A 23,555-nucleotide genomic window follows, 5' to 3' on the forward strand; every position below is an offset into this window, starting at 1 on the left:
ATCTATCTCGAAGTAGGACTCACATGTTCGAAATCAATCCGGTGCTAAATGGCATCAAGGAGCTGTCTGAGCGGACAGAACTCCTTAGGGGGTACCTTTGACTATGACGCCAAGAAGGAGCGTCTGGAAGAGGTAAACGCGGAGCTGGAGCAGCCCGACGTTTGGAATGAACCCGAGCGCGCCCAGGAGCTGGGCCGTGAGCGCAGCAACCTGGAAGTGGTGGTGAAAACCATCGATGACCTGGTGCAGGGGCTCGACGACGTCGGCGAACTGCTGGAGTTGGCGGTGGAGGAGCAGGACGAGGAGAGCTTCGAAGAGGCACGGTCCGAGCTCGAGGGGCTGGAGGGCCAGCTGGAGAAGCTGGAGTTCCGCCGTATGTTCTCCGGTCCCCAGGATGAGAACGATGCCTACCTCGACCTACAGGCCGGCTCCGGCGGTACCGAAGCCCAGGACTGGTGCAACATGATGCTGCGCATGTACCTGCGCTGGGCCGAAGCCAAAGGCTTCAAGGCGGAGATCATCGAAGCTTCCGATGGCGACGTGGCGGGGATCAAGAGCGCCACCGTCAAGATCAGCGGCGAATACGCCTATGGCTGGCTGCGCACCGAAACCGGCGTACATCGCCTGGTGCGAAAGTCCCCCTTCGATTCCGGCGGCCGTCGTCACACCTCCTTCTCCTCGGCGTTTGTTTACCCCGAGGTGGATGACAATATCGCTATCGAGATCAACCCGGCGGAGCTGCGCATCGATGTGTACCGCGCCTCCGGCGCCGGTGGTCAGCACGTTAACACCACCGAGTCTGCGGTTCGGATCACCCACCTGCCCACCAATACCGTGGTGCAGTGTCAGAATGAACGTTCCCAGCACAAGAACAAAGACCAGGCGATGAAGCAGTTGAAGGCCAAGCTGTTTGAGTTGGAGCTGCAGAAGCAGAATGCGGAGAAGCAGGTGGCGGAGGACAACAAGTCCGACATCGGCTGGGGCAGCCAGATCCGCTCCTACGTGCTGGACGACTCGCGCATCAAGGATCTGCGCACCGGTGTGGAAACCCGAAATACTCAAGCGGTGCTGGACGGAGATCTGGATCGCTTTATCGAAGCCAGCCTGAAATCCGGTCTGTAAGTACACCGGAAGGATTGAGAGAAAAATGACTGACCAAGTGCAAGACGAAAATAAGCTGATTGTGGAGCGCCGCAACAAGCTGAACCTGATCCGTGAGGGCTGTTCCGCCAACGGTCACCCCAACACCTGGCGCCCGACCCATAAGTCCGCCGAGTTGCAGGCCGCCTTTGGCGAAAAGAGCAAAGAGGAGCTGGAGGCCCTGGGCGAAGTGGTCTCCATCGCTGGCCGCATCATGGCCAAGCGGGGTCCCTTCCTGGCGATCCAGGATGTCGACGGCCGTATCCAGGCGTATGCCTCCAAGGATGTGCAGAAGGCGCTCAAGGCGATTGGTGGCCTGGATATCGGTGACATCATCGGTGTGAAGGGGCAACTGCACAAATCCGGCAAGGGCGATCTCTATGTCGACATGGGCGAGTACCAGCTACTGACCAAGGCACTGCGTCCGCTGCCGGAGAAGTTCCACGGTCTGACCGACCAGGAGCAGCGTTACCGCCAGCGCTACGTGGACCTCATCGTCAACGAGGACTCCCGTGAAGCTTTCAAGATCCGCTCCAAGCTGATCGCGGCGATGCGTCGTTTCATGGAGTCCAAGTCCTTTATGGAAGTGGAAACCCCGATGATGCAGGTGATCCCCGGCGGTGCTTCTGCCCGTCCTTTTGTCACCCATCACAATGCGCTGGACCAGGAGATGTTCCTGCGTATCGCCCCGGAGCTCTACTTGAAGCGCCTGGTTGTCGGCGGTTTCGAGCGGGTGTTCGAGATCAACCGCAACTTCCGTAACGAGGGGCTTTCCCCCCGTCACAACCCCGAGTTCACCATGATGGAGTTCTACATGGCGTACGCGGATTACAACGACTTGATGGACTTCACCGAAGAGATGCTGCGCACCGTGGCCCTCGAAGTGCTGGGTTCCACCTCCATGCCCTACGGCGAAGAGACCGTGGAGTTTGGCGGACGCTATGCCCGCATGAGCATGCTGGAGGCGATCAAGCACTACAACCCGGATCACGCCGAGATCCAGGCCCTGGACTACGACAAGGTGCAGGATCGCGACCACATGGTGGCGATCGCCAAGTCCGTCCACGTGGATGTGGAGCCGTTCTGGACCTGTGGTCAGCTGCTGGAGGAGATCTTCGGTGAGACCGCTGAGCCCAAGCTGATCCAGCCCACCTTCATCACCGGCTACCCGGCGGACATCTCTCCGCTGGCCCGTCGCAGCGATGACAACCCCTTCATCACCGACCGTTTCGAGTTCTTCATCGGTGGTCGTGAGGTGGCCAACGGGTTCTCCGAGCTGAATGACGCCGAGGATCAGGATGCCCGTTTCAAGGCACAGGTGGACGCCAAGGATGCCGGTGACGATGAAGCGATGTTCTACGATGCGGACTACATCACCGCACTGGAGCACGGCCTGCCGCCGACAGCGGGGCAGGGGATCGGTATCGACCGCCTGGCGATGCTTTTCACCAATACCCACACCATCCGCGACGTGATCCTGTTCCCGGCCATGCGCCCGCAGCAGAACTGATCGCCATAACGGATGTTATCCAAAACCAGCCCCCGGGCTGGTTTTTTTCTGCCCTCAGTTCCCCGGATGTGGAGATCGCGATGAGGCAGATTCACCGCCGCCTCGCTTTCCCGGCAGAGCAAGTTGTCGCAGCTTTGGGCAGGTGTCAGGTTGGTGCTGGTGAGGCCCGCCGCCAATGGGTACACTGTGGCACTCGATTTTCCTCTTTACCTGGGTGCCCTGTTCGTGAAATCCGTGTTTTTGCCATTGCTGTTGAGTCTCCTGTTGGTGGGCGGTTGTGCCAGCCATCCGGACAGTGAACCTCAGCCCAGCCAGGACCAGCAGCAGGCCCGAGTGATGGAGATCGCTAGCGGGATCGAGCAGCTTGAGGTGGTCGCTTCCGATGACGACCTGGCCTGGTTCGCCACCGCCGCCATGCGACGCGGTCGCGACGCTCTGGCGGAAGCCCGGGCACAGCACGCCCTCTTTGCCGCTCAGCCGGATCGCATGTACGAGCGTCTTGGGGTATTCAGTACCCGCAGCCGGGCCGAAGCGGCGGAAGATGCCCTGACCGATGCCCGCCAGGCCTTTGCTCAGGCGCAGAGAGTTCGTTCTCTGGCGGAGGAGGCATTGGCGGAAGCCTTCGCCAACCGTCAGGTATTGCGCCAGCTGGAGGCACCCCGTTGGTATCCAGATGCCTATGAGTTGCTGGAGCTGCGCCTGAAGTCCCTGGTGGACCTGGTGGCGGCAGAGCGGCTCACCCGGGTTACCGAAGGCGAGCCTGCCCTTCTGGCCCAGCAGCACCAGCTGGAAGTGAAAACGGTTCGCCGGATCTACCTGGCCCCCCATCGTACCCGGCTCGAGGAGTTGAACAACGAAGGGCTGGACCTGACCGCCCCGCAGACCTACCAGGCTGCGGCTCATCAGCTGGATCGGGCTTGGCAGGCGGTCGAGCGCAACCCCCGGGACCTGGATGGGATCGCCCGTCAGGCGGAGATCACCCGTTTTGCCGTGGCCCACGCCCACCATTTGGGTAACGAGCTGCAGCAGCTGGATCTGCAGGAGAAGCCGGAGCGTGAAATCTATCTGCTCTCGCTGGAAGCACAGCTGGCCCGCCTGGCCGAGGTACTGGGCCTCCCGGACCTGAGGGAGTACCCGCTGCAGCAGCAGTTGAAGCAGCTTCTGCTCGCCGCCGAAACGGCAATGCCGCCGGGTCAGTTGGCGCTGGCGGAGGAGGAAACCCCCGAGGTGCCCTCCGGCGAGCGCGACCTGGTCGATACCTCGGGCCTGGCCGCAGAGCCTGTCCAGGAGCTTAACGCCGAGTCGCTTGGGGAGCCCGATTCCGAGCGGTAAGTGGCGGTGACGTGTTTCGGGTTCGGAGCTCCTGGATCCGAGTCCCTGGGCGCTAGGTACTAGGAACTAGGAACAGGGAACTAGGCGCTGGAACTAGGAACTAGGCGCTAGATGCTAGGTGCTAGGTGCTAGGTGCTAGGTGCTAGGTGCTAGGTGCTAGGCGCTAGGAACTAGGAACTAGGCTCTCGGAACTAGGCGCTCGGAACTAAGAACTCGGAACTAAGAACTCGGAAGGCGGTGCTCCTGAGCCTTGGCCGTTGCTCTCAGTTAGGATCGAGAGCCGAAGATCCCCCTCAACCCGGAGCCGCTGATGCTGCCACTGCCCCAGGACTACTACCGACGCCATTTCCTGCGGGTGGTTGATCACGTGCGTCGTCACCGTCGCGCCCTGATGAGTGACGCGCTGGTGCAATGGCTTGAGCGATTCGAGCAGGTGGACGCCGAGGCGCAATGCCTGTTGCTGCGTTTGCTGGCTCGCAAAGGGCCCCTGTTTCGCACCGATAAGCTGCATTATGACGAGGTGCCGGAGGTGCAGGTGGCCTTGGACGCCCTCAAACGGCAGGGGCTGGTGCAGAGTGTGGTGGCGATCGAGGGCGAGAGGTTGGCGGAACTGCTCAGCCTGGATGAGCTCAAGAGCCTTCCGGCGCTGACCTCCCCCGGCCCCCGCAAGCGGGATTGGCAGGAGATGCTGTCGGCGATGCCCGCCCGCCCCTGGCGGGCCTGGTGGCCGTCCGGTAATGGTGAGGTGATTACCCTGACCGCCCGGGAACTGCTGCAGGAGTTAGAAATGCTCTTCTTCGCCAATGGCCGCCAGAGCCTGACGGACCTGGTGCTGACCGATATCGGCCAGCATCACTATGTGCTCTATCCCGTCAGCGAGGCTCACTTCCCCTTTCATCATCGAGACGAGGTACAGCAGGCACTGCGGCTATACGCCCTGGAGTCGCGCTGGGCGGAGCTGGGCAAGGTACAGCTGGGGGATGAGGCGCATTTGCGCCAGCCCCAAACCAATGCCCGGCTGGAGCGTCAGCGACAGCGTTTACTCGCTCAGATCGCGCGCCAGTGGGAGCGGGAGGGAAACCCGGATCGGGCTCTGACCCTGCTGGCACACTGCCACACCCCCCTGGGGCGGGAGCGACGGCTGAGGTTGCTGTTTGGATCGGGACGGTATGCAGAGGCACAGCCCTTGGCGCTGGCCATGCTGGCTCTGCCAGAGGGGGAGGAAGAGCGCCAGTTGGCCCTGCGCTTTCTGGGGCGTCTGAAGAAACATTTACCACTGGTGATGCCGCTGCCCCGTCCCCATAAGCCGGTCGAAGTGAATGCTCGCTTACCCTTAGGCGGGGTCCGCATAGAATCCCGCGTTGTTGCGCTGCTAAGAGCACAGGGCCTAGATGTGTGGCACTGCGAAAACGCTCTGGTGCCCGGCGTTGCGGCACTGGTGCTGTGGCAGGTGATCTTCCGTCCCCTTCCCGGGGCCTTTGTCCACCCCTTTCAATCCGGGCCGCTGGATCTCTTTCACCCGCTGTTTGTGGTCCGGCGCCGCAGCGCCATTGAGGCCGAACTGGCTCGGTGGCTCCCCCTCTCCCGCACAGCATTCAGTGAACGGCTGCTCGAGCGCTACGATGCGTTTGCGCACCAGCGCTGTGCCCTGGTGCAGCCCAAGCGCTTCGGCCGGGACCTGCTGGCACGGTCTGCCCAATGCCTGGCGCCGGCCCAGTGGATCGCGCTGATCCGCCATTTGCTGTTTGATCTGCGCCAAAATCGTGCGGGTATGCCGGATCTGGTCGTTATCCAGCAAGAAAAGCTGCTCTGGCTTGAGGTGAAGGGACCCCATGATCGGTTGCGGGACAATCAGCGACGGTGGCTGGCGGCGTTGCAGCGGGCTGAGCAGCGTGCTGGGATCCTCAATCTGGAGGAAAAGGCCGTGATGGAGGTCCCGGAAGCCCTGGCGAGTTCGGGTCTTTTTGATGGCTTTAAAAAGAATTAAATCCTGCCACCCCCTATTTCGTGGTGAATTCCTCTAACTGGTGGCGCTTTGGAAGCGGATAACGGGGCGGGGTGCCGATTGCACAGATTATGTCCTGAAGGACTTTTGTTGCTAATTCTGGCTTTGTGTGGCCGATCATCCTGTTTGTGCATTTAGATTTAGTGCCTTTATCTGCGCGTGGCGTTGGCTCTCGGCAGATGCGGCCGGCACTGGTGGAGGTTTGTTCACTAGGGTTGAGCGATTTTTACCAGTACAATCCACTGGCTTAAATGAAGCAGGCTGGCAGGGAATGGGCCAGTTGCAGCCAACAGGCCGAAGGAAAAGTGGCCGAGGATGATGCACCAAAGAGTGCAAGGATAAAGGATTGAGAATGCCATCTAACTCCCTCTCCAAAAAAATATTTCTGGGCCTATTCAGCGGCCTGCTGATCGGTGCCGCCCTGCAGTGGCTGGGGATTGCCCCCCTCACTGCCTCCGCGGTGCAACTGGCGGGTATGGCCGGTGGCATGTTCGTGAACCTCATCATGATGCTGGTGGTTCCCCTGGTATTTGTCTCCATCGTTTCGGGGATCTCCCAGCTGCCAGACCTGCAAAGTTTTGGCCGCCTTGGCGGTAAAACGTTCGGCCTCTATATCGTCAACACCCTGGTAGCGATCGCCGTCGCCCTGGTGGTGGCCCTGCTGTTGAAGCCGGGAACCGGGGTCGTTCTGCCTGAGATGGGCAGCTTGGCCATCGCCACCACGGAGCTTCCCAGCGTCAGTGCACTGATCATGGAGATCATCCCCCGCAACCCGGTTCAAGCCTTCGCGTCCGGTAACATGCTGCAGATCATCTTCATGGCGTTGATGCTCGGCTTCGTACTGAAAAGCCTGGGCCAGGAGATGGACGGGGTCGCGAATGCCTTTAAAAAGGCCAACAAGATCATGATGACCGCCATCACTCTGGTGATGAGCCTGGCGCCGTACGGGGTGTTCGCCCTGATGCTGAAACTGGGGGCCACCCTGGAGGCGGGTACCTTCCTGTCGGTGGCGGGCTACATCGGCTTGGTGGTGAGCCTGTTGCTGATCTGGCTGCTGGTGGTCTATCCGACTGTGGTGGGGCTGACCACCGACATCTCTGCCGCGGAGTTTCGTCGTAAGACCCGGGAGCAGATGATGTTCTCCCTCTCCTGCGCCAGCTCCAACGCCTCCATCCCGGTCACCATGCGCACCCTGACCCAGAAGCTGGGCGTCTCCCAGGCCACCGCCGGTTTCGGTGTGCCGCTGGGGGCGACCATGAACATGGGGGGGGTCTCCATCTACATCACCATCGCGGCCTTCTTCCTGGCCAACGCCTTCGGTGTGCCGATCACCCTGGAGCAACTGCCTGCTCTGGTGGCTGCGGTGTTCCTGCTCTCCGTCGGTGCCGGCGGGGTGCCCGGGGGCGGTGCGGTGATGATCGGCGTGCTGATCCACCAGATGGGACTGCCGGTGGAGACCGCCTTCGCGCTGATCATCGCGGTGGATCGCATCATCGACATGTTCGTTACCTCCGCCAACGTGGTGGGTGATGCGGCCGTGGTGACCATGGTGGATCGCTCCGAGGCGAAAAGTGGTGCGGTGGTAGCCGCGGTGGAGTAAGTCCGGGAAGCCTTAATCAACCCCGCTTTTTTAGCGGGGTTTTTCTTTGGCGGCGGGGGGAGTATGCTGGAAGTGATTGAAATTTATTCGCCAGTGAGGGTAGCGCATGAGTACATGGGTTCAGGGTAAGGTCGTTGAGCGCATCGACTGGAACGAACATCTGTTTACCCTTCGGGTGGAAGCCGAGGTGGAGCCGTTCATTGCTGGCCAGTTTGGCAAGCTGGCACTGGAGCAGGAGGGCGAGCGGATCCAGCGCGCATACTCCTACGTCAACCCTCCCCATGAGCCTGTGCTGGAGTTTCTCGCCGTGACCGTGGAGGAGGGGCAACTCTCTCCCCGGTTGCAGGACCTGCACCCGGGCGACAATGTGATGGTTACCCCCCGGCCCAGTGGCTTCCTGACCCTCGACGAGGTCCCTGCGGGCCGGGAGCTGTGGATGTTTGCCACCGGCACCGCGGTGGGACCCTTCCTCTCTATTTTGCAGAGCAAGGATTGCTGGGAACGCTACGAGCGTTTCATCCTCGTCTACGCAGTGCGGGAGGCTCAGGACCTGGCCTACCTGGAAACCATCAAGGCGCTTGAGAAGGCCCACCCCAATGCCTTCCACTTTGTTCCCGTGGTCAGCCGTGAAGAGGTGGAGGGGGCGCTGCACGGGCGGATCCCCCAGCTGCTGGTGGATGGGGCGATCCAGGAGAAGGTGGGTGTGCCCATCAAACCCGCCCGCTCCCAGACCATGATCTGCGGTAACCCGGAGATGATCCGGGAAACCCTGGCGGTACTGGAGGGGATGGGGCTGCGTAAAAACCTGCGTCGTACCCCGGGGCAGATCACCATGGAGAAATACTGGTAGCGCCCTGTGCCGGTTAGCCAAAGACGCAAACGCCATTGCCCACAGAGGCAATGGCGTTTCTCTTTTCTGCTCGGATTGAAAGAGCTGCTCAGCGCCTACGGAACTGGTTGACCGAGCGTTCGTAATGAAAGCCGATCGCCGCCATCCGCTGCTCCAACTCCAGGCTGTCCAGCTCCATCTCCGCCGCCAGATCCGCCAGATTGCCGCTGCCCAGGCGCAGCTTCTCGTTGACGATCCCCAACAGGATCTCCGGCTCCAGCTGGCCCGGTTGCTCAATCTCCATACTCCCTCCCAAATGCTTACCCATAAGCTGAAGCCCGCCCCCTATCGTGGGCGGTGGGGGCGGCCGTGATGGCAGCGCCGCACTAGCCCAAGTTTAGTTGGGCAGGCTGGAGATGGGGCAGCGGCGTGGCCCAGGACCCGGGAACGCGGCGTCCGTGGACGCCGCGCCAGGTCAAGCCGGGACTCAGGCGTCGCTCTGGAGGGGGTAGGGCAGGGGCTGCAGGGTCATAGGGCTGTCACCGAAACGGAAAGCGGTGTCCGCCTCCAGCGACTTGTTCATCACCGCGGTTACCCAGCGGGTATTGCCCAGGACCTGCTGGGCCACCAGGGTGCCCGCCCGGCGCCAATTCTCCCCCACCTGCATCTCCAGTGGAGCATCCTCGGCGTCACTTCCAGCGGGTCCACAGAGCACGTAGAGCGCGCGCTTGTTGCCGCCACGGAAGTGCATCCGCGCTATGGTTTCCTGGCCGATGTAGCACCCCTTGTCGTACTGGACGCCACCGATGGCGTCGAGGTTGAGCATCTGGGGCACGAACTCACCACTGTGCGCGGCGTCCATCCAGGGGCGGCCCGCCTGCAGTTCGCTGGCGATAAACGCCGCCACCTCACCGTGGGGAAGGTCGGCCACCTCGGCAGGCAGGGCGTCGCCTTTGGGCAGCAGGAGCAGGCCATGATCGCCGTCGATCAGCAACCGCTGCTCGCCCTGATGACGCAGGCGCTCGTTGCCGGCCCAGGCAGCGAAACGTTCCGTCAGCCCGGGGCCAATCAGGGCGTAGAGTTCGAAGGCGTCGGTGGCATCGTCGAACTCCACCTTGTTGAAAACGGCGTACTTGCCCAGTGCCGCATGCTCAAGTGGCAGCAGCGTTTTGGGCATCAGTTGCAGGATGCTGTCACCATGGTGCAGCCAGCGGAACGGGGCGATCAGCTTGCCCTTGGGATCACAGTGGCCACCGAAGTGCCACTGGTCGGCGGGCAGCTTGACCAGATCACAGGTCCACTGGCTCTGCAGGTAGGATTTGCGGTCATCACCCCGGGCGCGTAGCACGCCGAGGCAGTCGAGGGGGATCAGAGTGTGCTCAGTCACTTGGGTCACAGCCTTGTCCGTAGTTAGAAATGTCCTGGCGATAGTATCGCGTTGGGTTCCGGCCCGTCACTGCCTTTGTCTTGGCGGTGGCTCAGGCGCCGGGGCTTTTGTATTTTCGGCGATTGTAGATGAACTCTGGCAACACGCGGCTCAGCCAGCTGATCAGGCGCCAGCGCCGGGTGACATACACCTTGGGCTTGGCCTTTCGCAGCGCCCTGAGGGTCTGGGCGGCCACCTTCTCCACCGGCGCGCTCCAGCCTTTGCTGCCCCGGCCATGCATCTTGTCGAGGTAGCCGAGGCGGACATCGCTGATGGTGATGGGCAGCTTGAGGCGCTGGGCATGCAGGCGCAACCCCTGCAGGTAGTTCTGCTGGTAAGCCTTGGAGGCGTGGAAGGCGACCTGCGGGCCGCCCCGCTCCCCGGCGATGGAGGTCAGGGCCGCCAGTTGGCCATACTTTTGTGCCACCATGCGGTTGAAGGCGGCATTGGCCAGGGCGCTGAAGCCGGTGACGTTGACCGCGTTAATCTGTCGGTCAAGGGCGTAGGGCAGGCTGAGATCCAGTCCCGAGGCGGCGGTGTTGATCACCACCAAAGCGACGTTCTCCAACTCCTCCCAAAGACGTTCGAACGCCTCCCGGCAGGCATCCGGCTCAAAAATGTCGATCTCCACCAGGATGGGATCCTCCCCGAGACGGGGCAGTAGGGGGGAGAGGGCATCGGGATCCGATGCCATCAGGGCGACGCGAACCTGTTCGGAAGCCAGTTGCAGAGCCATTGCCTGCGACAGGGCGGAGTTGGCACCAATGATGATGGCGCTGAGTCGGGCCATGGGAGATCCATCTTAAATTCAGTATGAAGCGATGATAGTGATCCTGAGGGGGGGCGACAAGGAGAAGGCAGGTTGGAGTTGTAGACGTCCAGATGTCTTGGTATAACCTTAAGCGGGTCCGAATGTAGATCAGGGCCAGGGAGAGGAGGGAGTTCGATGCCGGTTAAGGTGCCAGACAGTTTGCCCGCGTCCGCCATACTGCGCGGTGAAAACATCTTCGTCATGTCTGAGAGCCGCGCCTTGGCGCAGCATATTCGGCCGCTCAAGGTGCTGATCCTCAACTTGATGCCCAACAAGATCGAGACCGAAACCCAACTGCTGCGACTCCTGGCCAACACCCCGCTGCAGGTGGATGTGGAGCTGCTCAAGATCCACAACCGCCCCTCACGGCACACCTCCTGCGATCATATGAACGCCTTCTACCGGGAGTTCGAGGCGGTCCGTGGCAACAACTACGATGGCCTCATCATCACCGGAGCGCCCCTCGGCGACCTGGAGTTCGAGGAGGTGGCCTACTGGGACGAGATCCGCACCATCATTGACTGGTCACAGCAGCACGCCACCTCGGTGCTCTTCCTCTGCTGGGCTGCCCATGCGGCCCTCTATCACCTTTACGACATCAAGCGTTACCTGCGCGACGAGAAGATCTCTGGTGTTTTTCGCCACCAGCGGGTGCACCAGCATGTCCCCCTGCTGCGGGGGTTCGACGATGAGTTCTGGGTTCCCCACTCCCGCTACGCCCAGGTGTCGCTGGATCGGCTTAAGGCCCATCCGGAGCTGGCGGTGCTGGCGGAGTCGGACCAGGCCGGTGCCTACCTGGTGGTGAGCCGGGACAACCGCAATCTCTTCGTCACTGGCCACCCGGAATACACCCGCACCACCCTGCAGGACGAGTACCGGCGCGATCTGGCGGCGGGGCTGAGTCCCAAGGTGCCGGATAACTACTACCCGGACGATGATCCCACCAAGACCCCACACGCCCGCTGGCAGGCCCACGGGGCGCTGCTGGTCTCCAACTGGCTGAACTACTACGTCTACCAGCAAACCCCGTTCGATCTCAGCGGGGATATCCGCGCAGGCCTGATGGAGATCGAGTAAGGCCAACGGCGTCCTCGTCCGCCTAGCTCCGTTGTCGCCTTTTGCGTAATGGGGCGGTGGGCATCACCGTCACCGTGGGATTGGTTGCGCGGGGTGCGGTTTTCCCCCTCCCTTTTTTCCGCTATTCCCGCTATTCCCGCTATTCCCGCCGCCTTGACCGCGTCCTGCTCTGGGCTCCTGGGCATCCCTAAAACTGGCGGCGAAGCGATGTTCGCTTATTGGCCGATTGCCGCTGCTTATATCGGTAAAAAATCGATTCGCTTCCGGGGCGATATCCTGTCTGAATAGGGTATAGGGCGGGAATGCTGGTCGGATCAGACCGGTTGCCACCGGGCTGTCATTCAGCCAGTTTACCCTCTATCGACCGCCGCCAGCGGGCTTCTCCCAGACCGCTGGCGGCGTGTCACGCAGACGTGACACGGCAGGGAAACGGATTCTGCGGTGCAGGCAGAAAGTTTACGTTGCCGTAAACGTCACACATCAAGTAGTCTCGTAACAAGTCAGATACATCGGAGAGTAGCAATGGCAAAGGATTCAGCAGTGGTAATCGCGGCCGCCGTGCGGACCCCCATGGGGGGGTTCCAGGGCAGCCTGAGCAGCGTCAAGGCACCGGAACTGGGTGCGGCAGCGATCAAGGCTAGCCTGGCCCGGGCGGGCATCGCCGGGGAGCAGGTGGACGAGGTGTTGATGGGGTGTGTTCTGCCCGCCGGCCTGCGTCAGGCGCCGGCCCGTCAGGCCTCACTGGGCGCCGGTCTGCCGCGCTCCGTGGGTGCCACCACCCTTAACAAGGTGTGCGGTTCCGGCATGAAGACGGTGATGATCGCCCACGATCTGATCAAGGCGGGGAGCGCCGAGGTGGTGATCGCCGGGGGCATGGAGAGCATGTCCGGTGCGCCCTACCTGCTGGAGAAGGCCCGAGGCGGCATGCGCATGGGTCACGGCCAGGTCCTGGATCACATGATGTTCGACGGTCTGGAAGACGCCTACGCCGGCGGTGCCATGGGGGTCTTCGCCCAGAACACCGCCGATGATTACGGCCTGACCCGGGAGCAGATGGACGCCTACGCGCTGGAGAGTCTGCGCCGCGCCAACGCCGCCATCGAAAGCCGCGCCTTCGAAGCGGAGATCGAGCCGGTCACCGTGGCCACCCGCAAGGGCGAAGTCACCGTCTCCATTGATGAGCAGCCCGGTAACGCCCGCCCGGAGAAGATCCCGAGCCTGCGCCCGGCGTTTGCCAAAGAGGGCACCATCACCGCCGCCAACTCCAGCTCCATCTCCGATGGTGCCGCCGCCGTGGTGGTAACCACCCAGGCCTACGCCGAAGCGAACGGCATGCCGGTGCTGGCCCGTATCGTTGGCCACAGCACCCACAGTCAGGCCCCGGCCGAGTTCACCATCGCCCCGGTGGGCGCGGTCAACAAGCTGCTCAACAAGCTGGAGTGGCGGGCCGAGGAGGTGGACCTGTTTGAGATCAACGAAGCCTTCGCCATGGTCACCATGCTGGCAATCCAGGAGCTGGGCCTCGATGCCGAGAAGGTGAACGTGAATGGCGGTGCCTGCGCCCTGGGCCACCCCATTGGCTGTTCCGGTACCCGCATCCTGGTGACTCTGATCCACGCCCTCAAGGCCCGCGGCCTTAAGCGTGGCGTGGCGTCCCTGTGCATCGGTGGCGGGGAAGCCACCGCACTGGCGGTCGAGCTGGTGTAACCAAAGCCCTCACCGTGGCGGACTGCACCCCGCCGCGGTGTTTTGATTTCTGGGAGAGAAACACATGATCAAGCAAGTTCCGCATCTTATCGGCGGCGAGTACACCGCCGGCACCGGAGAGAAGGTGATTACCGTCACCAACCCCGCCAACAACCAACCTATCGCCCAACTCAACTGCGCCACCGAAGCCGAGATCAACCAGGCGGTGGCGGCGGCCCATGCGGCCCACCTGGAGTGGAAAGAGGTGGCCGTTTCCGAGCGGGCCCGGGTGATGATGCGCTACCAGCATCTGCTCAAGGCCCACCACGACGAGCTGGCGACCCTGCTCTCCAGCGAGACCGGTAAAACCTTCGAAGACGCCAAGGGTGATGTCTGGCGTGGCATCGAGGTGGTCGAGCAGGCCGCCAACATCCCCAGCCTGATGATGGGGGAAACCGTCGAGAACGTGGCCCGCGGCATCGACAGCTACAGCTACATTCAACCCCTGGGCGTCTGCGCCGGGATCACCCCCTTCAACTTCCCGGCGATGATCCCCCTGTGGATGTTCCCGCTGGCGATCGCCTGCGGCAACGGCTTCGTGCTCAAGCCCTCGGAGCAGGATCCGCTGACCCCGATGCGCCTGGCGGAGCTGTTCGAGGAGGCCGGCGCGCCCAAGGGGCTGCTGAGCGTGGTCCACGGCGACAAGAGCGCGGTGGATTGCCTGTTGACCCATCCCAAGATCCACGCCATCTCCTTTGTCGGCTCTGTGCCCGTGGGCCAATACATCTACAAGACCGGCACCGAGAACATGAAGCGGGTGCAGGCCTTTGCCGGCGCCAAGAACCACATGGTGATCATGCCCGATGCGGACAAGCAGACGGTGATCAACCAGCTGGTGGGTGCCTCCGTGGGCGCCGCCGGACAGCGCTGCATGGCGATCTCCGTGGCGGTGTTTGTCGGTAAGAGCCAGGAGTGGATCGACGAGGTAGCGGCGGAAGTGGCCAAGGTGCGTCCCGGACTCTGGGACGATCCGGATGCCGGCTACGGCCCGCTGATCAATCCCGCTGCCAAGGCCCGGGTGCTGGAGCTGATCCAGTCCGGCAAGGCCGAGGGCGCCACCTGCCTGGTGGACGGCTCCGAGTTCACCGTCGCTGGCTACGAGTCCGGCAACTGGGTTGGCCCTACGGTATTTACCGATGTGACCCCCGAGATGCGGATCTACAAGGAGGAGATCTTCGGCCCGGTACTCTCCTGCATGGCCGTAGAGACCCTGAGCGACGCCATCGCCCTGGTGAACGCCAACCCGTTCGGGAACGGCACCTCCATCTTCACCAACTCCGGTGCCGCCGCACGCAAGTACCAGCATGAAGTGGAAGTGGGCCAGGTGGGGATCAACATCCCGATCCCGGTGCCGCTGCCGTTCTTCTCCTTTACCGGCTGGAAAAACTCCTTCTACGGCGATCTGCATGCCTACGGCAAGCAGGGGGTGCGTTTCTACACCGAGACCAAAACCGTGACCGCCCGCTGGCCGGAGAGCGGCATCGTGGAAGGTCAGAACCTCACCATCGCGCTGAAATAAGTTAACGGCAAAGGACCGCTACCGAGCCCAGCGGGTTTCCAGTGAAGAGCGCGCCTGGACGCGAGTTCGTAGTTCCTAGAACCTAGAACCTAGAACCTGCTCTTAGGAACTCGAGCCTAGGAACCAGGAACTGCTCTTAGGGCCTCGAGCCTAGGAACCAGGTTCCGCTCTTAGGGCCTAGTACCTAGAACCTAGGACCTGCTCTTAGGAACTCGCGCCTAGGAACCAGGATCCGCTCTTAGGGCCTAGTACCTAGAACCTAGGAACCGCTCTTAGGAACTCGCGCCCAGGATCCAGGACCTGCTCTTAGGAACTCGAGCCCAGGAATCAGGATCCGCTCTTGGGGCCTAGTACCTAGAACCTGCTCTTAGGAACTCGCGCCCAGGATCCAGGACCTGCTCCTAGGATCCAGGCACCCTCGGAAGCGCGGTACTTGCTTGATGTACATGGAGTATTTATGAATTTCAATCTGACCGACGATCAGCTCGCCTTTGTCGATGCCGCCCGCCAGTTCGCCGACGCCGAGCTGGCCCCCCATGCCGCCGAGTGGGATCGGACCCATCACTTCCCCAAGGAGGTGATCCAGCGGGCCGGTGAACTGGGCTTTTGCAGCCTTTATACCCCTGAGTCCGAAGGCGGCCTTGGGCTCTCTCGGCTCGACAGTGCGCTGATCTTCGAAGCCCTCTCCACCGGTTGTACCGCCACCACGGCGATGCTGACCATCCACAACATGGCCACCTGGATGGTGGCCAGCTGGGGCACCGACACCCTCAAGCAGCAGTGGTGCCCGACCCTGACCACCGGCCAGCAGCTTGCCTCCTACTGCCTCACCGAGCCCGGCGCCGGCTCCGATGCCGCCAGCCTGCGCACCAAGGCGGTACGGGAGGGGGACGAGTACGTGATCACCGGCAGCAAAATGTTCATCTCCGGTGCCGGCGAGACGGATCTGCTGGTGGTGATGTGCCGCACCGGTGAAGCGGGCCCCAAGGGGATCTCCGCCATCGCCGTCCCCGCCGACAGCGCCGGGATCAGCTACGGCAAGGCGGAGGAGAAGATGGGCTGGAACGCCCAGCCCACCCGCCTGGTGAGCTTCGAAGGGGTTCGGGTTCCGGTGTCCAACCTGTTGGGGGAGGAGGGACAGGGCTTCACCTTCGCCATGAAGGGACTGGACGGCGGACGGATCAACATCGCCGCCTGCTCCCTGGGCACCGCCCAGGCGGCGCTGGATCGCGCCACCGACTACCTGAAGGAGCGGGAGCAGTTTGGCAAGCCGTTGGCGGCGTTCCAGGCCCTTCAGTTCAAGCTCGCCGACATGGCGACCGAGCTGGTGGCGGCCCGCCAGATGGTGCGGCTGGCGGCGTTCAAGCTGGACAGTGGCGACCCGGAGAAGACCGCCTACTGCGCCATGGCCAAGCGTTTCGCCACCGACGTGGGTTTCAATGTCTGTAACGAGGCGCTGCAGATCCACGGTGGCTACGGCTACATCCGTGAGTACCCGCTGGAGCGCCATGTCCGCGACGTGCGGGTTCATCAGATCCTTGAGGGCACCAACGAGATCATGCGTCTGATCGTCGCCCGCCGCCTGCTCGATGAGGCCGCCGCGGAGATCCGCTAACGGAGCATGACAGTGCAAACCCAATTCCCAGTTCAACGGAGGGAGCGATGAACGAACCGGTACTCTATCGTACCCTGGCCACCGAGAGTGGCCATCAGATCGGCGTGGCGACCCTGAACCAGGCTGCGTCCCTCAATGCCCTGTCCCTGGCGATGGTGGACAGTCTCAGCGCCCAGCTGGCCGCCTGGGCCAAGGATGACAACATCGTCTGCGTCTGGCTGGAGGGAGAGGGAGACCGCGCCTTCTGCGCCGGCGGCGACATCCGTGCCATCTACGAGGCCGCCAAGGCGCGGCCCCGGGAGTTGACCGAGGCGGTCACTGATTTCTTTACCCGGGAGTACCGGTTGGATCACCAGATCCACCGTTTCCCCAAGCCGATTGTCCTTTGGGGCAGCGGCATCGTCATGGGTGGGGGCCTGGGTCTGATGGCGGGAGCCAGCCACCGCCTGGTGACCGAAACCTCCCGCATCGCCATGCCGGAGATCACCATCGGCCTGTTCCCGGACGTGGGCGGAACCTGGTTCCTCAACCGGATGCCGGGCCACTGTGGCCGCTTCCTGGCCCTGACCGCCTACAACATGAACGGCAGCGATGCTCGCTACGTGGGACTGGCGGATCACTGTGTCAGCAGCGAGCGTCGCAGTGCCCTGCTCGATGCGCTCACCACCCTGGGCTGGCACAACGACAGCACCAGTAACCAGGACCTGCTCTCCAGCTACCTGCGGGGCGTCGAGGAGCAGGACATGGCCATCATGCCGCCCAGCACCCTGCACGACCACCAGGGGGAGATCGATGACCTGATGGCCGGTGACACTCTGATCGAGGTGGCCGAGAAGCTGCGCAACCTTGAGAGCGAGCTCAAGTGGCTCAACCGGGCCCGGGACAGCTTCCTGGCCGGCAGCCCCATCACCGCCCACCTGATCTGGTACCAGCTCAATGCCTGCGAGGGGCTGACCCTGGAGCAGGTGTTCCAGCAGGAGCTGGTCTGGGCGGTACGCCTGGCCCAGCAAGGGGACTTCGTCGAGGGGGTCCGGGCCCTGCTGATCGACAAGGATCGCAATCCCCAGTGGCGCTTTACCGAACTTGGAGAGGTAGATCAGGCTGTTATGGCCGAGATCCATCGCTCCCCCTTTAGCACGCACCCCCTGGCAACCTTATCGGAGGAGGGACAATGACCACCATCGCCTTTATTGGCCTCGGCAACATGGGCGGCCCGATGGCGGCCAACCTGGTGAAAGCCGGCCACACCGTTCGGGTGTTTGACCTGAACGAAAATGCCATCCACCAGTTGGCGGAGCAGGGGGCGATCCCCTGTCATACCAGCTGCGGTGCTGTCGCGGGTGCCGAGGTGGTGATCACCATGCTCCCCGCAGGTCAGCACGTGCGCTCGCTCTACCTGGGTGGCGAGGAGAAGGGCGGGCTGATCCACAAGGCCGCCCCCGGCACCCTGATGATCGACTGCTCCACCATTGATGCCGCCAGTGCGGTGGCGGTAGGGGAAGCGGCGGCCAAGGCAGGGTTCGAATTTGTCGATGCGCCGGTCTCCGGTGGCACCGCCGGCGCTGCCGCCGGCACCCTGACCTTCATCTGCGGTGGCAGCAACGAGGGCTTCAAGGCGGCCCAGCCGATCCTTTCCGACATGGGTGCCAACATCTTCCACGCCGGGGGCACCGGGGCGGGCCAGGTGGCCAAGATCTGCAACAACATGCTGCTGTCGGTGCTGATGATCGGCACCAGCGAGGCGTTGCAGCTGGGCCGGGATCACGGCCTGGACCCCAAGGTGCTCTCCGACATCATGCAGGTCAGCTCCGGGGGCAACTGGACCCTGGAGAAGTACAACCCCTGTCCCGGAGTGATGCCCCAGGCCCCGGCCAGCAACGGCTACCAGGGCGGTTTCATGGTGGACCTCATGGCCAAGGATCTCGGTCTGGCGATGGAGACCGCCGGCCAGAGCCGAAGCGCCACCCCCATGGGCGCCCTGGCCACCGCGCTCTACCGTCAGCATGCCCGCCAGGGCAACGGCAAGCGCGACTTCTCCAGCATTTTTGAAACTTTCGACCGCGATGGCGATGCCTAAGCGAGTGGCTCGATAAGAACAACAGGAACAGAGTGATGAACGTAGAGAACAAGGTGGTGGTGATCACCGGCGGTGCTGGTGGTCTGGGGATGGCGATGGCCGAGCGGCTGGGCCGTCAGGGTGCCCGCATCGCCCTGCTGGATATCAACGCTGAGGCGCTGGAGCAGGCGGTGGCCCGGCTGCACCGCCTGGATATCGAAGCGGTCGCCCACGCCCTGGACATCACCCGTGAGGCGCAGGTGGAGCAGGTGTTTGCTACCCTGGCCGAGCAGTTGGGTGGCATCGACGTGCTGGTGAACAACGCCGGCCTGTTGCGCGATGGCATGCTGATCAAGGTCAAGGAGGGGCAACTGCTGGATAAGATGTCCCTGGGGCAGTTCCAGTCGGTGCTGGACGTGAACCTCACCGGTACCTTCCTCTGTGGCCGTGAGGCCGCCGTGGTGATGGCTAAGCAGTTCGCCAGTGAGCAGCGCAAGGGACTGATCATCAACATCTCCTCCGTGGCCCGGGCCGGCAACATGGGCCAGACCAACTACGCCGCCTCCAAGGCCGGCGTGGTGGCGATGACCGTCTCCTGGGCCAAGGAGCTGGCGCGCCACGGCGTGCGCACCGCGGCCATCGCCCCGGGGGTGATCGCGACCGAGATGACCCAGGGGATGAAGCCGGAGGCAATGGCCAGGCTGGTCCAGCAGATCCCGGCGGGCCGCGTTGGCGAGCCGGACGAGGTGGCCCTTTCAGTGCAGCAGATCATCGAGAATGACTACTTCTGCGGTCGGGTGATGGAACTGGACGGCGGGATCCGGTTGTAAGGGTTTCCCTTACTCCCCGGAGATTGAAAAACGGCCCCATGGGCCGTTTTTTATGGCTGTCGCCGGGGTCGTATTTGTGCCCTTCGGCCCTGTAGGTTGCTGCCGAGTGGGCGAGGCACAACGTGATCTGATCCGGTAATTATCAATGTATGGAGGTCTTGTTAGATTGGTGGGCAGTGCCACCACTTTGGTGGATCATAATGGCGCCATTGTCAGTCAGCGCTATTTCGATCCCTCCGGCCGTACCGCGGATATGGGAGTCAGCCACAGTTCGGATATTGGCAACCTGAACTCGGCTCAGTCTCGGTTGCAGGACTTGGAGTACACCAATGGGTACCGTCGGGGCTTCACTGACCATGAGCATCTGAATGAACAGCAACTAATTCATATGAATGGTCGGGTTTACGATTACAACCTGGGCCGGTTCATGAGTGTTGATCCGTTTGTTCAGGCGCCGACCAGCACACAGTCGATCAACCCCTATAGCTACATCATGAACAACCCCTTGGCGGGGACGGATCCGACAGGCTACGCGGCAACGGATCTTTCGGCTGGCGCTAGGTGCGACATAACAGGGGAGTGCGCTGTTGGTGCTACCCGAAATGAGGAAGTTACCGAGAGCAGTATGGAAGTCAAAACAGAAATGGTAGCTACGACGGGTTCACGAATAAAAAAGAGGTTGTCACGGGAGTTACTGGATCAGTAAAGCTAAGCAGCGGCGCTGAGTACTCCTTTACTGCAACTAGCTCCGGGGTTTCTTTCTCAGTTACCGATATCGGATCTAGTCAAAGCAGTTCGGGTTGGACAGATCAGAGTGGTAACTCTTCTGGTCCTCCATCAGGATTTAATGGGACAGAGACTGCTTGCGCTGCCAATGAATGTTCACCCGAGGATTTAGGCATGGATGCTCAGGCTCCACCCATGATGTGTAGTTATGGACAAAATAGCTGTAGCACTCACACAACTACGGTTGAAGGCAGTGCGATAGTAGAGTCGATGGAACAAGTTTATGTTGGCGTAATTACGGATTCTGGCGGGCCTGGAGGGTTGCCAGGTAGTCGAGACAAGCGTTGGGGCATGCTGAAGGATGGAGCGAATGACGTAGCGACAAAGAGCTTGGATCATAATCTGTTAGTTGGATACCGTAGGCCAGTCACATGGAAAGTCGAGTATGAAGTCACATATGATCAGGTTGGGACACGGCGAAATGGGGAATTTACTGGTTACCGAGGTATGGTGAACCCTCGCGATATTAAAGAGTTAAGTAGGACAAGAATATCAGTAGGAGAGCCATCAAGAATGCCAGGTATCTTTAGGCGTGACCAACTGCCTTCTGGCAGTAAGATATGTTCTTCTCAAGTACAATTCTGCTGAGGTATTTATGAAAAAAACATTGCCATTTTTAATGTTTATTTTAGGATTGCAACCTAGTTATGTGTTGTCAAACGAGACTTATGAAAGGGTTTACCCTATCGAAAAAGACTGTCTAAGTTCGGTTCGTGATAGTATCGGTGAGTTTGCTGGCGAAGGTAGTATGGAAGTAGTGAGTGGCTATTCTCCTAGGGGTAACTCAAGCGTGGATAATTATGTGTTAATTCGCGGAAATAGAGCTTATTCGCTTGATGCTACTAACTTTCTTCACAGAGCAACAAACTCTTGTGGAAAGAATATGCTTGTTACATTTAATATTGATATGAACGTAAGTGATAGCCTAGCCAAGTACTTACATGAAAATCCAGAGGCAATCATTGAGTATGACCCTAAACATAAGGTCTTAAGTTTCTTTACTCGTAATAAATGAGAGATGATGTCCAGCACCAGTAGAACCGACCAGCCTGTTCCAGCAGGGTGGTCGGCAATCGCCAGCGCCGCTACCTAGCGGTGCTGGTGTAACTGGTCATTTCTACTGGTTTGATCTGGACAGCCTGCTGCGATGCTCTGGACGGCATGCTGTTTCAAACTGGACACTTAGAGGAATGACTTTCGAAAGCGGTGGGATGGCGAATCATAACTTTGCTGGAATAGTTTTATTTTCTCTTCAAATAATTCTAATCTTCGCTCTGAGTTGCGAGATTGAATAAATAAGACACCCATAATTAATATTTTGGTGTAGAGCTCAAAGTCCTCTTGGGTGCCCTCTTAGTTTTGGGGGCCAACTTTATCGAGAGGGCGAGGTCTTGGTGCAGGAGATCTGCACGCTCAGCGCATGGCGAGGAAATTCAGGCACGACAATGCACCACAAGCGAGTGGCATTGAAAGCATTAAGGTGTCTTTGGAAATCGGGGCTATTCATAGCCTCGTTGCGTCTCGCCCGGTCGGCAGCAACCTACAAGGTCGGGGAGGTCACAGAGAAAACCGAATCCGTCCCCACGCCGCCATCCGCCCTCCCCAAAAACCAAACCCAAAACTAAACCCAAAAAAGGCCCAAGTTACCTTGGGCCTTTCTCGCCCGTCAGGGCGATCATCATTAGCGCAGCGCGATTCTAAGTGCGCTAAATAGCTGTTCCTAAATACGCTCCACTTTCGTTAAAGCTCCGGCTCCCTGGGCTTTGCTCCGGCTCTTAGGAACTCGGGCCTAGAACCTCGTTCATAAGAGCTTTGCGCTCCGCTGCACCAGGTTTCCCTCGCGAACGGCAGGGTGCAGTACCATTCGGAACAGTTATTTAGTCGAAGTGCGTTACTCGAACCGCATCTCCGGAACGTGCTCTGGCACCACCAGCTCCCCGGCAGTTTTCTCGATGATCTCCTCGACGCTGACGCCGGGGGCGCGCTCAAGCAGATGGAAGCGGCCATCGCGGATCTCGATGTAGGCCAGATCCGTCACCACCTTGCTGATGCAGTTGGCGCCGGTCAGCGGCAGGGTGCAGTTCGAAAGCAGCTTGGAGTTGCCGTGGCGGTCGGCGTGGGTCATGGTGACGATGATGTTGTCCGCCCCGGCCACCAGGTCCATGGCGCCCCCCATCCCCTTGACCAGCTTGCCGGGGATCATCCAGGAGGCGATGTTGCCCTGGACATCCACCTCGAAGGCGCCGAGGACGGTGAGGTCCACGTGGCCACCGCGGATCATGGCGAAGGATTGGGCCGAGTCGAAGATGGCGGCGCCGGGGATGGCGGTCACCGTCTGCTTGCCGGCGTTGATCATGTCCGGGTCTACCGTCTCCTCGGTGGGGAAAGGGCCCATCCCCAGCAGGCCATTCTCCGACTGCAGCATCACGGCCATCCCCTCGGGGACATAGTTGGCCACCAGGGTGGGAATGCCGATCCCCAGGTTGACGTAGTCGCCATCCTTGAGCTCCTGGGCGACCCGCATCGCCAGTTGTTCACGTGTCAGTGCCATCTTGGGTCTCCTTATGCCTGGCTCAGGGTGCGTTTTTCGATCCGTTTCTCGAACTGACCGAGGATCACCCGGTCGACGTAGATCCCCGGGGTGTGGATCTGGCTCGGCTCCAGTTCGCCGGGCTCGACGATCTCCTCCACCTCCACCACGGTGATCTTGCCGGCGGTGGCGGCCAGGGGGTTGAAGTTCTGCGCCGTATGGCGGTAGACCACGTTGCCGTAGCGGTCCGCCTTCCAGCCTTTGACGATGGCAAAATCGCCGCGGATCGACTCCTCCAGGATGTAGGGGCGGCCGTTGAACTCCCGCACCTCCTTACCTTCGCCCACCGGGGTACCGTAGCCGGTGGCGGTAAAGAAGGCGGGGATCCCGGCGCCGCCGGCCCGCATCTTCTCCGCCAGGGTGCCCTGGGGGGTCAGCTCCACCTCCAGTTCACCGCTGAGCAGCTGCTGCTCGAACAGGGCGTTCTCCCCCACGTAGGAGGCGATCATCTTGCGGATCTGGTGCTTCTCCAGCAGCAGGCCGAGGCCAAAGCCATCCACACCGGCGTTGTTGGAGACCACGGTCAAGCCGCGGGTCCCCATCTTCTGGATCTGGGCGATCAGCCCCTCGGGGATCCCGCAGAGGCCAAATCCCCCGGCGATCACCGTCATATTGTCGGTCAGACCCGCCATCGCCTGGGCGTAGTCCTGTACCACCTTGTCAAATCCGGACATCAAGTTTCT

The 23,555-nt window shown here is 61.2% G+C and carries 20 protein-coding genes; 15 read left to right on the top strand and 5 right to left on the bottom strand.

The genetic code is table 11. The annotated features are described in order from the left end of the window. Nucleotides 1-23: 23 nt before the first annotated feature. From prfB to ABD997_RS13635, 6 genes are all read left to right on the top strand, one after another. Nucleotides 24-1,122, top strand: a protein-coding gene (gene prfB, locus ABD997_RS13610) for a peptide chain release factor 2 (RefSeq protein ID WP_345317657.1) whose coding sequence is annotated in 2 segments (ribosomal slippage) — nucleotides 24-98 and nucleotides 100-1,122 — 1,098 coding nt in all. Because the reading frame shifts where the segments join, the coding sequence is not laid out codon by codon here. A gap of 25 nt (nucleotides 1,123-1,147) precedes the next feature. Further along, complete coding sequence (gene lysS / locus ABD997_RS13615) at nucleotides 1,148-2,650, top strand: lysine--tRNA ligase (RefSeq protein ID WP_345317658.1); 1,503 nt, start codon at nucleotides 1,148-1,150, stop codon at nucleotides 2,648-2,650. A 186-nt stretch (nucleotides 2,651-2,836) separates the two neighbouring features. Next, nucleotides 2,837-3,982: a hypothetical protein gene (locus tag ABD997_RS13620; RefSeq protein WP_345317659.1), complete on the top strand. Its 1,146-nt coding sequence runs from the start codon at nucleotides 2,837-2,839 to the stop codon at nucleotides 3,980-3,982. A gap of 310 nt (nucleotides 3,983-4,292) precedes the next feature. After that, complete coding sequence (locus ABD997_RS13625) at nucleotides 4,293-5,969, top strand: VRR-NUC domain-containing protein (protein ID WP_345317660.1); 1,677 nt, start codon at nucleotides 4,293-4,295, stop codon at nucleotides 5,967-5,969. Nucleotides 5,970-6,339: 370 nt separating this feature from the next. After that, entirely contained in the window at nucleotides 6,340-7,587 is a 1,248-nt protein-coding gene (locus ABD997_RS13630; RefSeq protein ID WP_345317661.1) for a dicarboxylate/amino acid:cation symporter, read from the top strand. A gap of 106 nt (nucleotides 7,588-7,693) precedes the next feature. After that, a complete protein-coding gene (locus ABD997_RS13635; RefSeq protein ID WP_345317662.1) occupies nucleotides 7,694-8,437 on the top strand; it encodes a ferredoxin--NADP reductase in 744 nt (247 codons plus the stop codon). 88 nt (nucleotides 8,438-8,525) lie between these two features. Here the strand turns inward: ABD997_RS13635 and ABD997_RS13640 are convergent, their stop codons facing one another. The 3 genes from ABD997_RS13640 to ABD997_RS13650 form a co-directional block, all read right to left on the bottom strand. Beyond that, nucleotides 8,526-8,720 (bottom strand): DUF4250 domain-containing protein, encoded by a 195-nt coding sequence (locus ABD997_RS13640; RefSeq protein ID WP_345317663.1) that lies wholly within the window; start codon nucleotides 8,718-8,720, stop codon nucleotides 8,526-8,528. A 183-nt stretch (nucleotides 8,721-8,903) separates the two neighbouring features. Continuing rightward, a complete protein-coding gene (gene ygfZ, locus ABD997_RS13645; RefSeq protein WP_345317664.1) occupies nucleotides 8,904-9,812 on the bottom strand; it encodes a CAF17-like 4Fe-4S cluster assembly/insertion protein YgfZ in 909 nt (302 codons plus the stop codon). Between the two features lie 82 nt (nucleotides 9,813-9,894). Further along, nucleotides 9,895-10,632, bottom strand: coding sequence for an SDR family NAD(P)-dependent oxidoreductase (locus tag ABD997_RS13650; protein WP_345317665.1), 738 nt, complete (start codon nucleotides 10,630-10,632; stop codon nucleotides 9,895-9,897). A gap of 156 nt (nucleotides 10,633-10,788) precedes the next feature. Here ABD997_RS13650 and metA point away from each other — a divergent pair, with 156 nt between their 5' ends. From metA to ABD997_RS13695, 9 genes are all read left to right on the top strand, one after another. Beyond that, on the top strand, nucleotides 10,789-11,730 hold the full coding sequence (gene metA / locus ABD997_RS13655; protein WP_345317666.1) for a homoserine O-acetyltransferase MetA: 942 nt from the start codon (nucleotides 10,789-10,791) through the stop codon (nucleotides 11,728-11,730). A gap of 522 nt (nucleotides 11,731-12,252) precedes the next feature. Next, the gene (locus tag ABD997_RS13660) at nucleotides 12,253-13,437 is read left to right on the top strand and encodes a thiolase family protein (RefSeq protein ID WP_345317667.1); all 1,185 of its coding nucleotides are present in this window, start codon (nucleotides 12,253-12,255) and stop codon (nucleotides 13,435-13,437) included. Between the two features lie 64 nt (nucleotides 13,438-13,501). Then, the gene (locus tag ABD997_RS13665) at nucleotides 13,502-14,995 is read left to right on the top strand and encodes a CoA-acylating methylmalonate-semialdehyde dehydrogenase (protein ID WP_345317668.1); all 1,494 of its coding nucleotides are present in this window, start codon (nucleotides 13,502-13,504) and stop codon (nucleotides 14,993-14,995) included. A gap of 457 nt (nucleotides 14,996-15,452) precedes the next feature. Then, nucleotides 15,453-16,610: an acyl-CoA dehydrogenase family protein gene (locus tag ABD997_RS13670; protein ID WP_345317669.1), complete on the top strand. Its 1,158-nt coding sequence runs from the start codon at nucleotides 15,453-15,455 to the stop codon at nucleotides 16,608-16,610. A gap of 47 nt (nucleotides 16,611-16,657) precedes the next feature. Next, nucleotides 16,658-17,785, top strand: coding sequence for an enoyl-CoA hydratase/isomerase family protein (locus tag ABD997_RS13675; RefSeq protein ID WP_345317670.1), 1,128 nt, complete (start codon nucleotides 16,658-16,660; stop codon nucleotides 17,783-17,785). After that, nucleotides 17,782-18,687: a 3-hydroxyisobutyrate dehydrogenase gene (gene mmsB, locus ABD997_RS13680; RefSeq protein ID WP_345317671.1), complete on the top strand. Its 906-nt coding sequence runs from the start codon at nucleotides 17,782-17,784 to the stop codon at nucleotides 18,685-18,687. Before ABD997_RS13675 ends, mmsB begins: the two co-directional genes overlap by 4 nt. A gap of 35 nt (nucleotides 18,688-18,722) precedes the next feature. Then, nucleotides 18,723-19,496: an SDR family NAD(P)-dependent oxidoreductase gene (locus tag ABD997_RS13685; protein ID WP_345317672.1), complete on the top strand. Its 774-nt coding sequence runs from the start codon at nucleotides 18,723-18,725 to the stop codon at nucleotides 19,494-19,496. A 169-nt stretch (nucleotides 19,497-19,665) separates the two neighbouring features. Further along, nucleotides 19,666-20,202, top strand: a complete 537-nt coding sequence (locus tag ABD997_RS13690; protein WP_345317673.1) for an RHS repeat domain-containing protein — start codon at nucleotides 19,666-19,668, stop codon at nucleotides 20,200-20,202. A gap of 675 nt (nucleotides 20,203-20,877) precedes the next feature. Continuing rightward, nucleotides 20,878-21,297 carry a hypothetical protein gene (locus ABD997_RS13695; RefSeq protein WP_345317674.1) on the top strand — a complete coding sequence of 140 codons (420 nt, stop codon included), beginning with the start codon at nucleotides 20,878-20,880 and terminating at the stop codon, nucleotides 21,295-21,297. Between the two features lie 876 nt (nucleotides 21,298-22,173). Here ABD997_RS13695 and ABD997_RS13700 read toward each other — a convergent pair. Next, entirely contained in the window at nucleotides 22,174-22,833 is a 660-nt protein-coding gene (locus ABD997_RS13700; protein ID WP_345317675.1) for a CoA transferase subunit B, read from the bottom strand. A gap of 11 nt (nucleotides 22,834-22,844) precedes the next feature. Further along, entirely contained in the window at nucleotides 22,845-23,546 is a 702-nt protein-coding gene (locus tag ABD997_RS13705; protein ID WP_345317676.1) for a CoA transferase subunit A, read from the bottom strand. Nucleotides 23,547-23,555 lie beyond the last annotated feature (9 nt).

The sequence above is a fragment of the Ferrimonas gelatinilytica genome (assembly GCF_039544205.1).
GTDB lineage: Bacteria > Pseudomonadota > Gammaproteobacteria > Enterobacterales > Shewanellaceae > Ferrimonas > Ferrimonas gelatinilytica.

Excerpts from the sequence above, each read along its gene's own strand:
- lysS (WP_345317658.1), top strand. The coding sequence starts at position 1,148 with ATGACTGACCAAGTGCAAGACGAAAATAAGCTGATTGTGGAGCGCCGC.
- ABD997_RS13625 (WP_345317660.1), top strand. The coding sequence starts at position 4,293 with ATGCTGCCACTGCCCCAGGACTACTACCGACGCCATTTCCTGCGGGTG.
- ABD997_RS13630 (WP_345317661.1), top strand. The coding sequence starts at position 6,340 with ATGCCATCTAACTCCCTCTCCAAAAAAATATTTCTGGGCCTATTCAGC.
- ABD997_RS13635 (WP_345317662.1), top strand. The coding sequence starts at position 7,694 with ATGAGTACATGGGTTCAGGGTAAGGTCGTTGAGCGCATCGACTGGAAC.
- ABD997_RS13640 (WP_345317663.1), bottom strand. The coding sequence starts at position 8,720 with ATGGAGATTGAGCAACCGGGCCAGCTGGAGCCGGAGATCCTGTTGGGG.
- ABD997_RS13650 (WP_345317665.1), bottom strand. The coding sequence starts at position 10,632 with ATGGCCCGACTCAGCGCCATCATCATTGGTGCCAACTCCGCCCTGTCG.
- metA (WP_345317666.1), top strand. The coding sequence starts at position 10,789 with ATGCCGGTTAAGGTGCCAGACAGTTTGCCCGCGTCCGCCATACTGCGC.
- ABD997_RS13660 (WP_345317667.1), top strand. The coding sequence starts at position 12,253 with ATGGCAAAGGATTCAGCAGTGGTAATCGCGGCCGCCGTGCGGACCCCC.
- ABD997_RS13665 (WP_345317668.1), top strand. The coding sequence starts at position 13,502 with ATGATCAAGCAAGTTCCGCATCTTATCGGCGGCGAGTACACCGCCGGC.
- ABD997_RS13670 (WP_345317669.1), top strand. The coding sequence starts at position 15,453 with ATGAATTTCAATCTGACCGACGATCAGCTCGCCTTTGTCGATGCCGCC.
- ABD997_RS13675 (WP_345317670.1), top strand. The coding sequence starts at position 16,658 with ATGAACGAACCGGTACTCTATCGTACCCTGGCCACCGAGAGTGGCCAT.
- mmsB (WP_345317671.1), top strand. The coding sequence starts at position 17,782 with ATGACCACCATCGCCTTTATTGGCCTCGGCAACATGGGCGGCCCGATG.
- ABD997_RS13685 (WP_345317672.1), top strand. The coding sequence starts at position 18,723 with ATGAACGTAGAGAACAAGGTGGTGGTGATCACCGGCGGTGCTGGTGGT.
- ABD997_RS13695 (WP_345317674.1), top strand. The coding sequence starts at position 20,878 with ATGAAAAAAACATTGCCATTTTTAATGTTTATTTTAGGATTGCAACCT.
- ABD997_RS13700 (WP_345317675.1), bottom strand. The coding sequence starts at position 22,833 with ATGGCACTGACACGTGAACAACTGGCGATGCGGGTCGCCCAGGAGCTC.
- ABD997_RS13705 (WP_345317676.1), bottom strand. The coding sequence starts at position 23,546 with ATGTCCGGATTTGACAAGGTGGTACAGGACTACGCCCAGGCGATGGCG.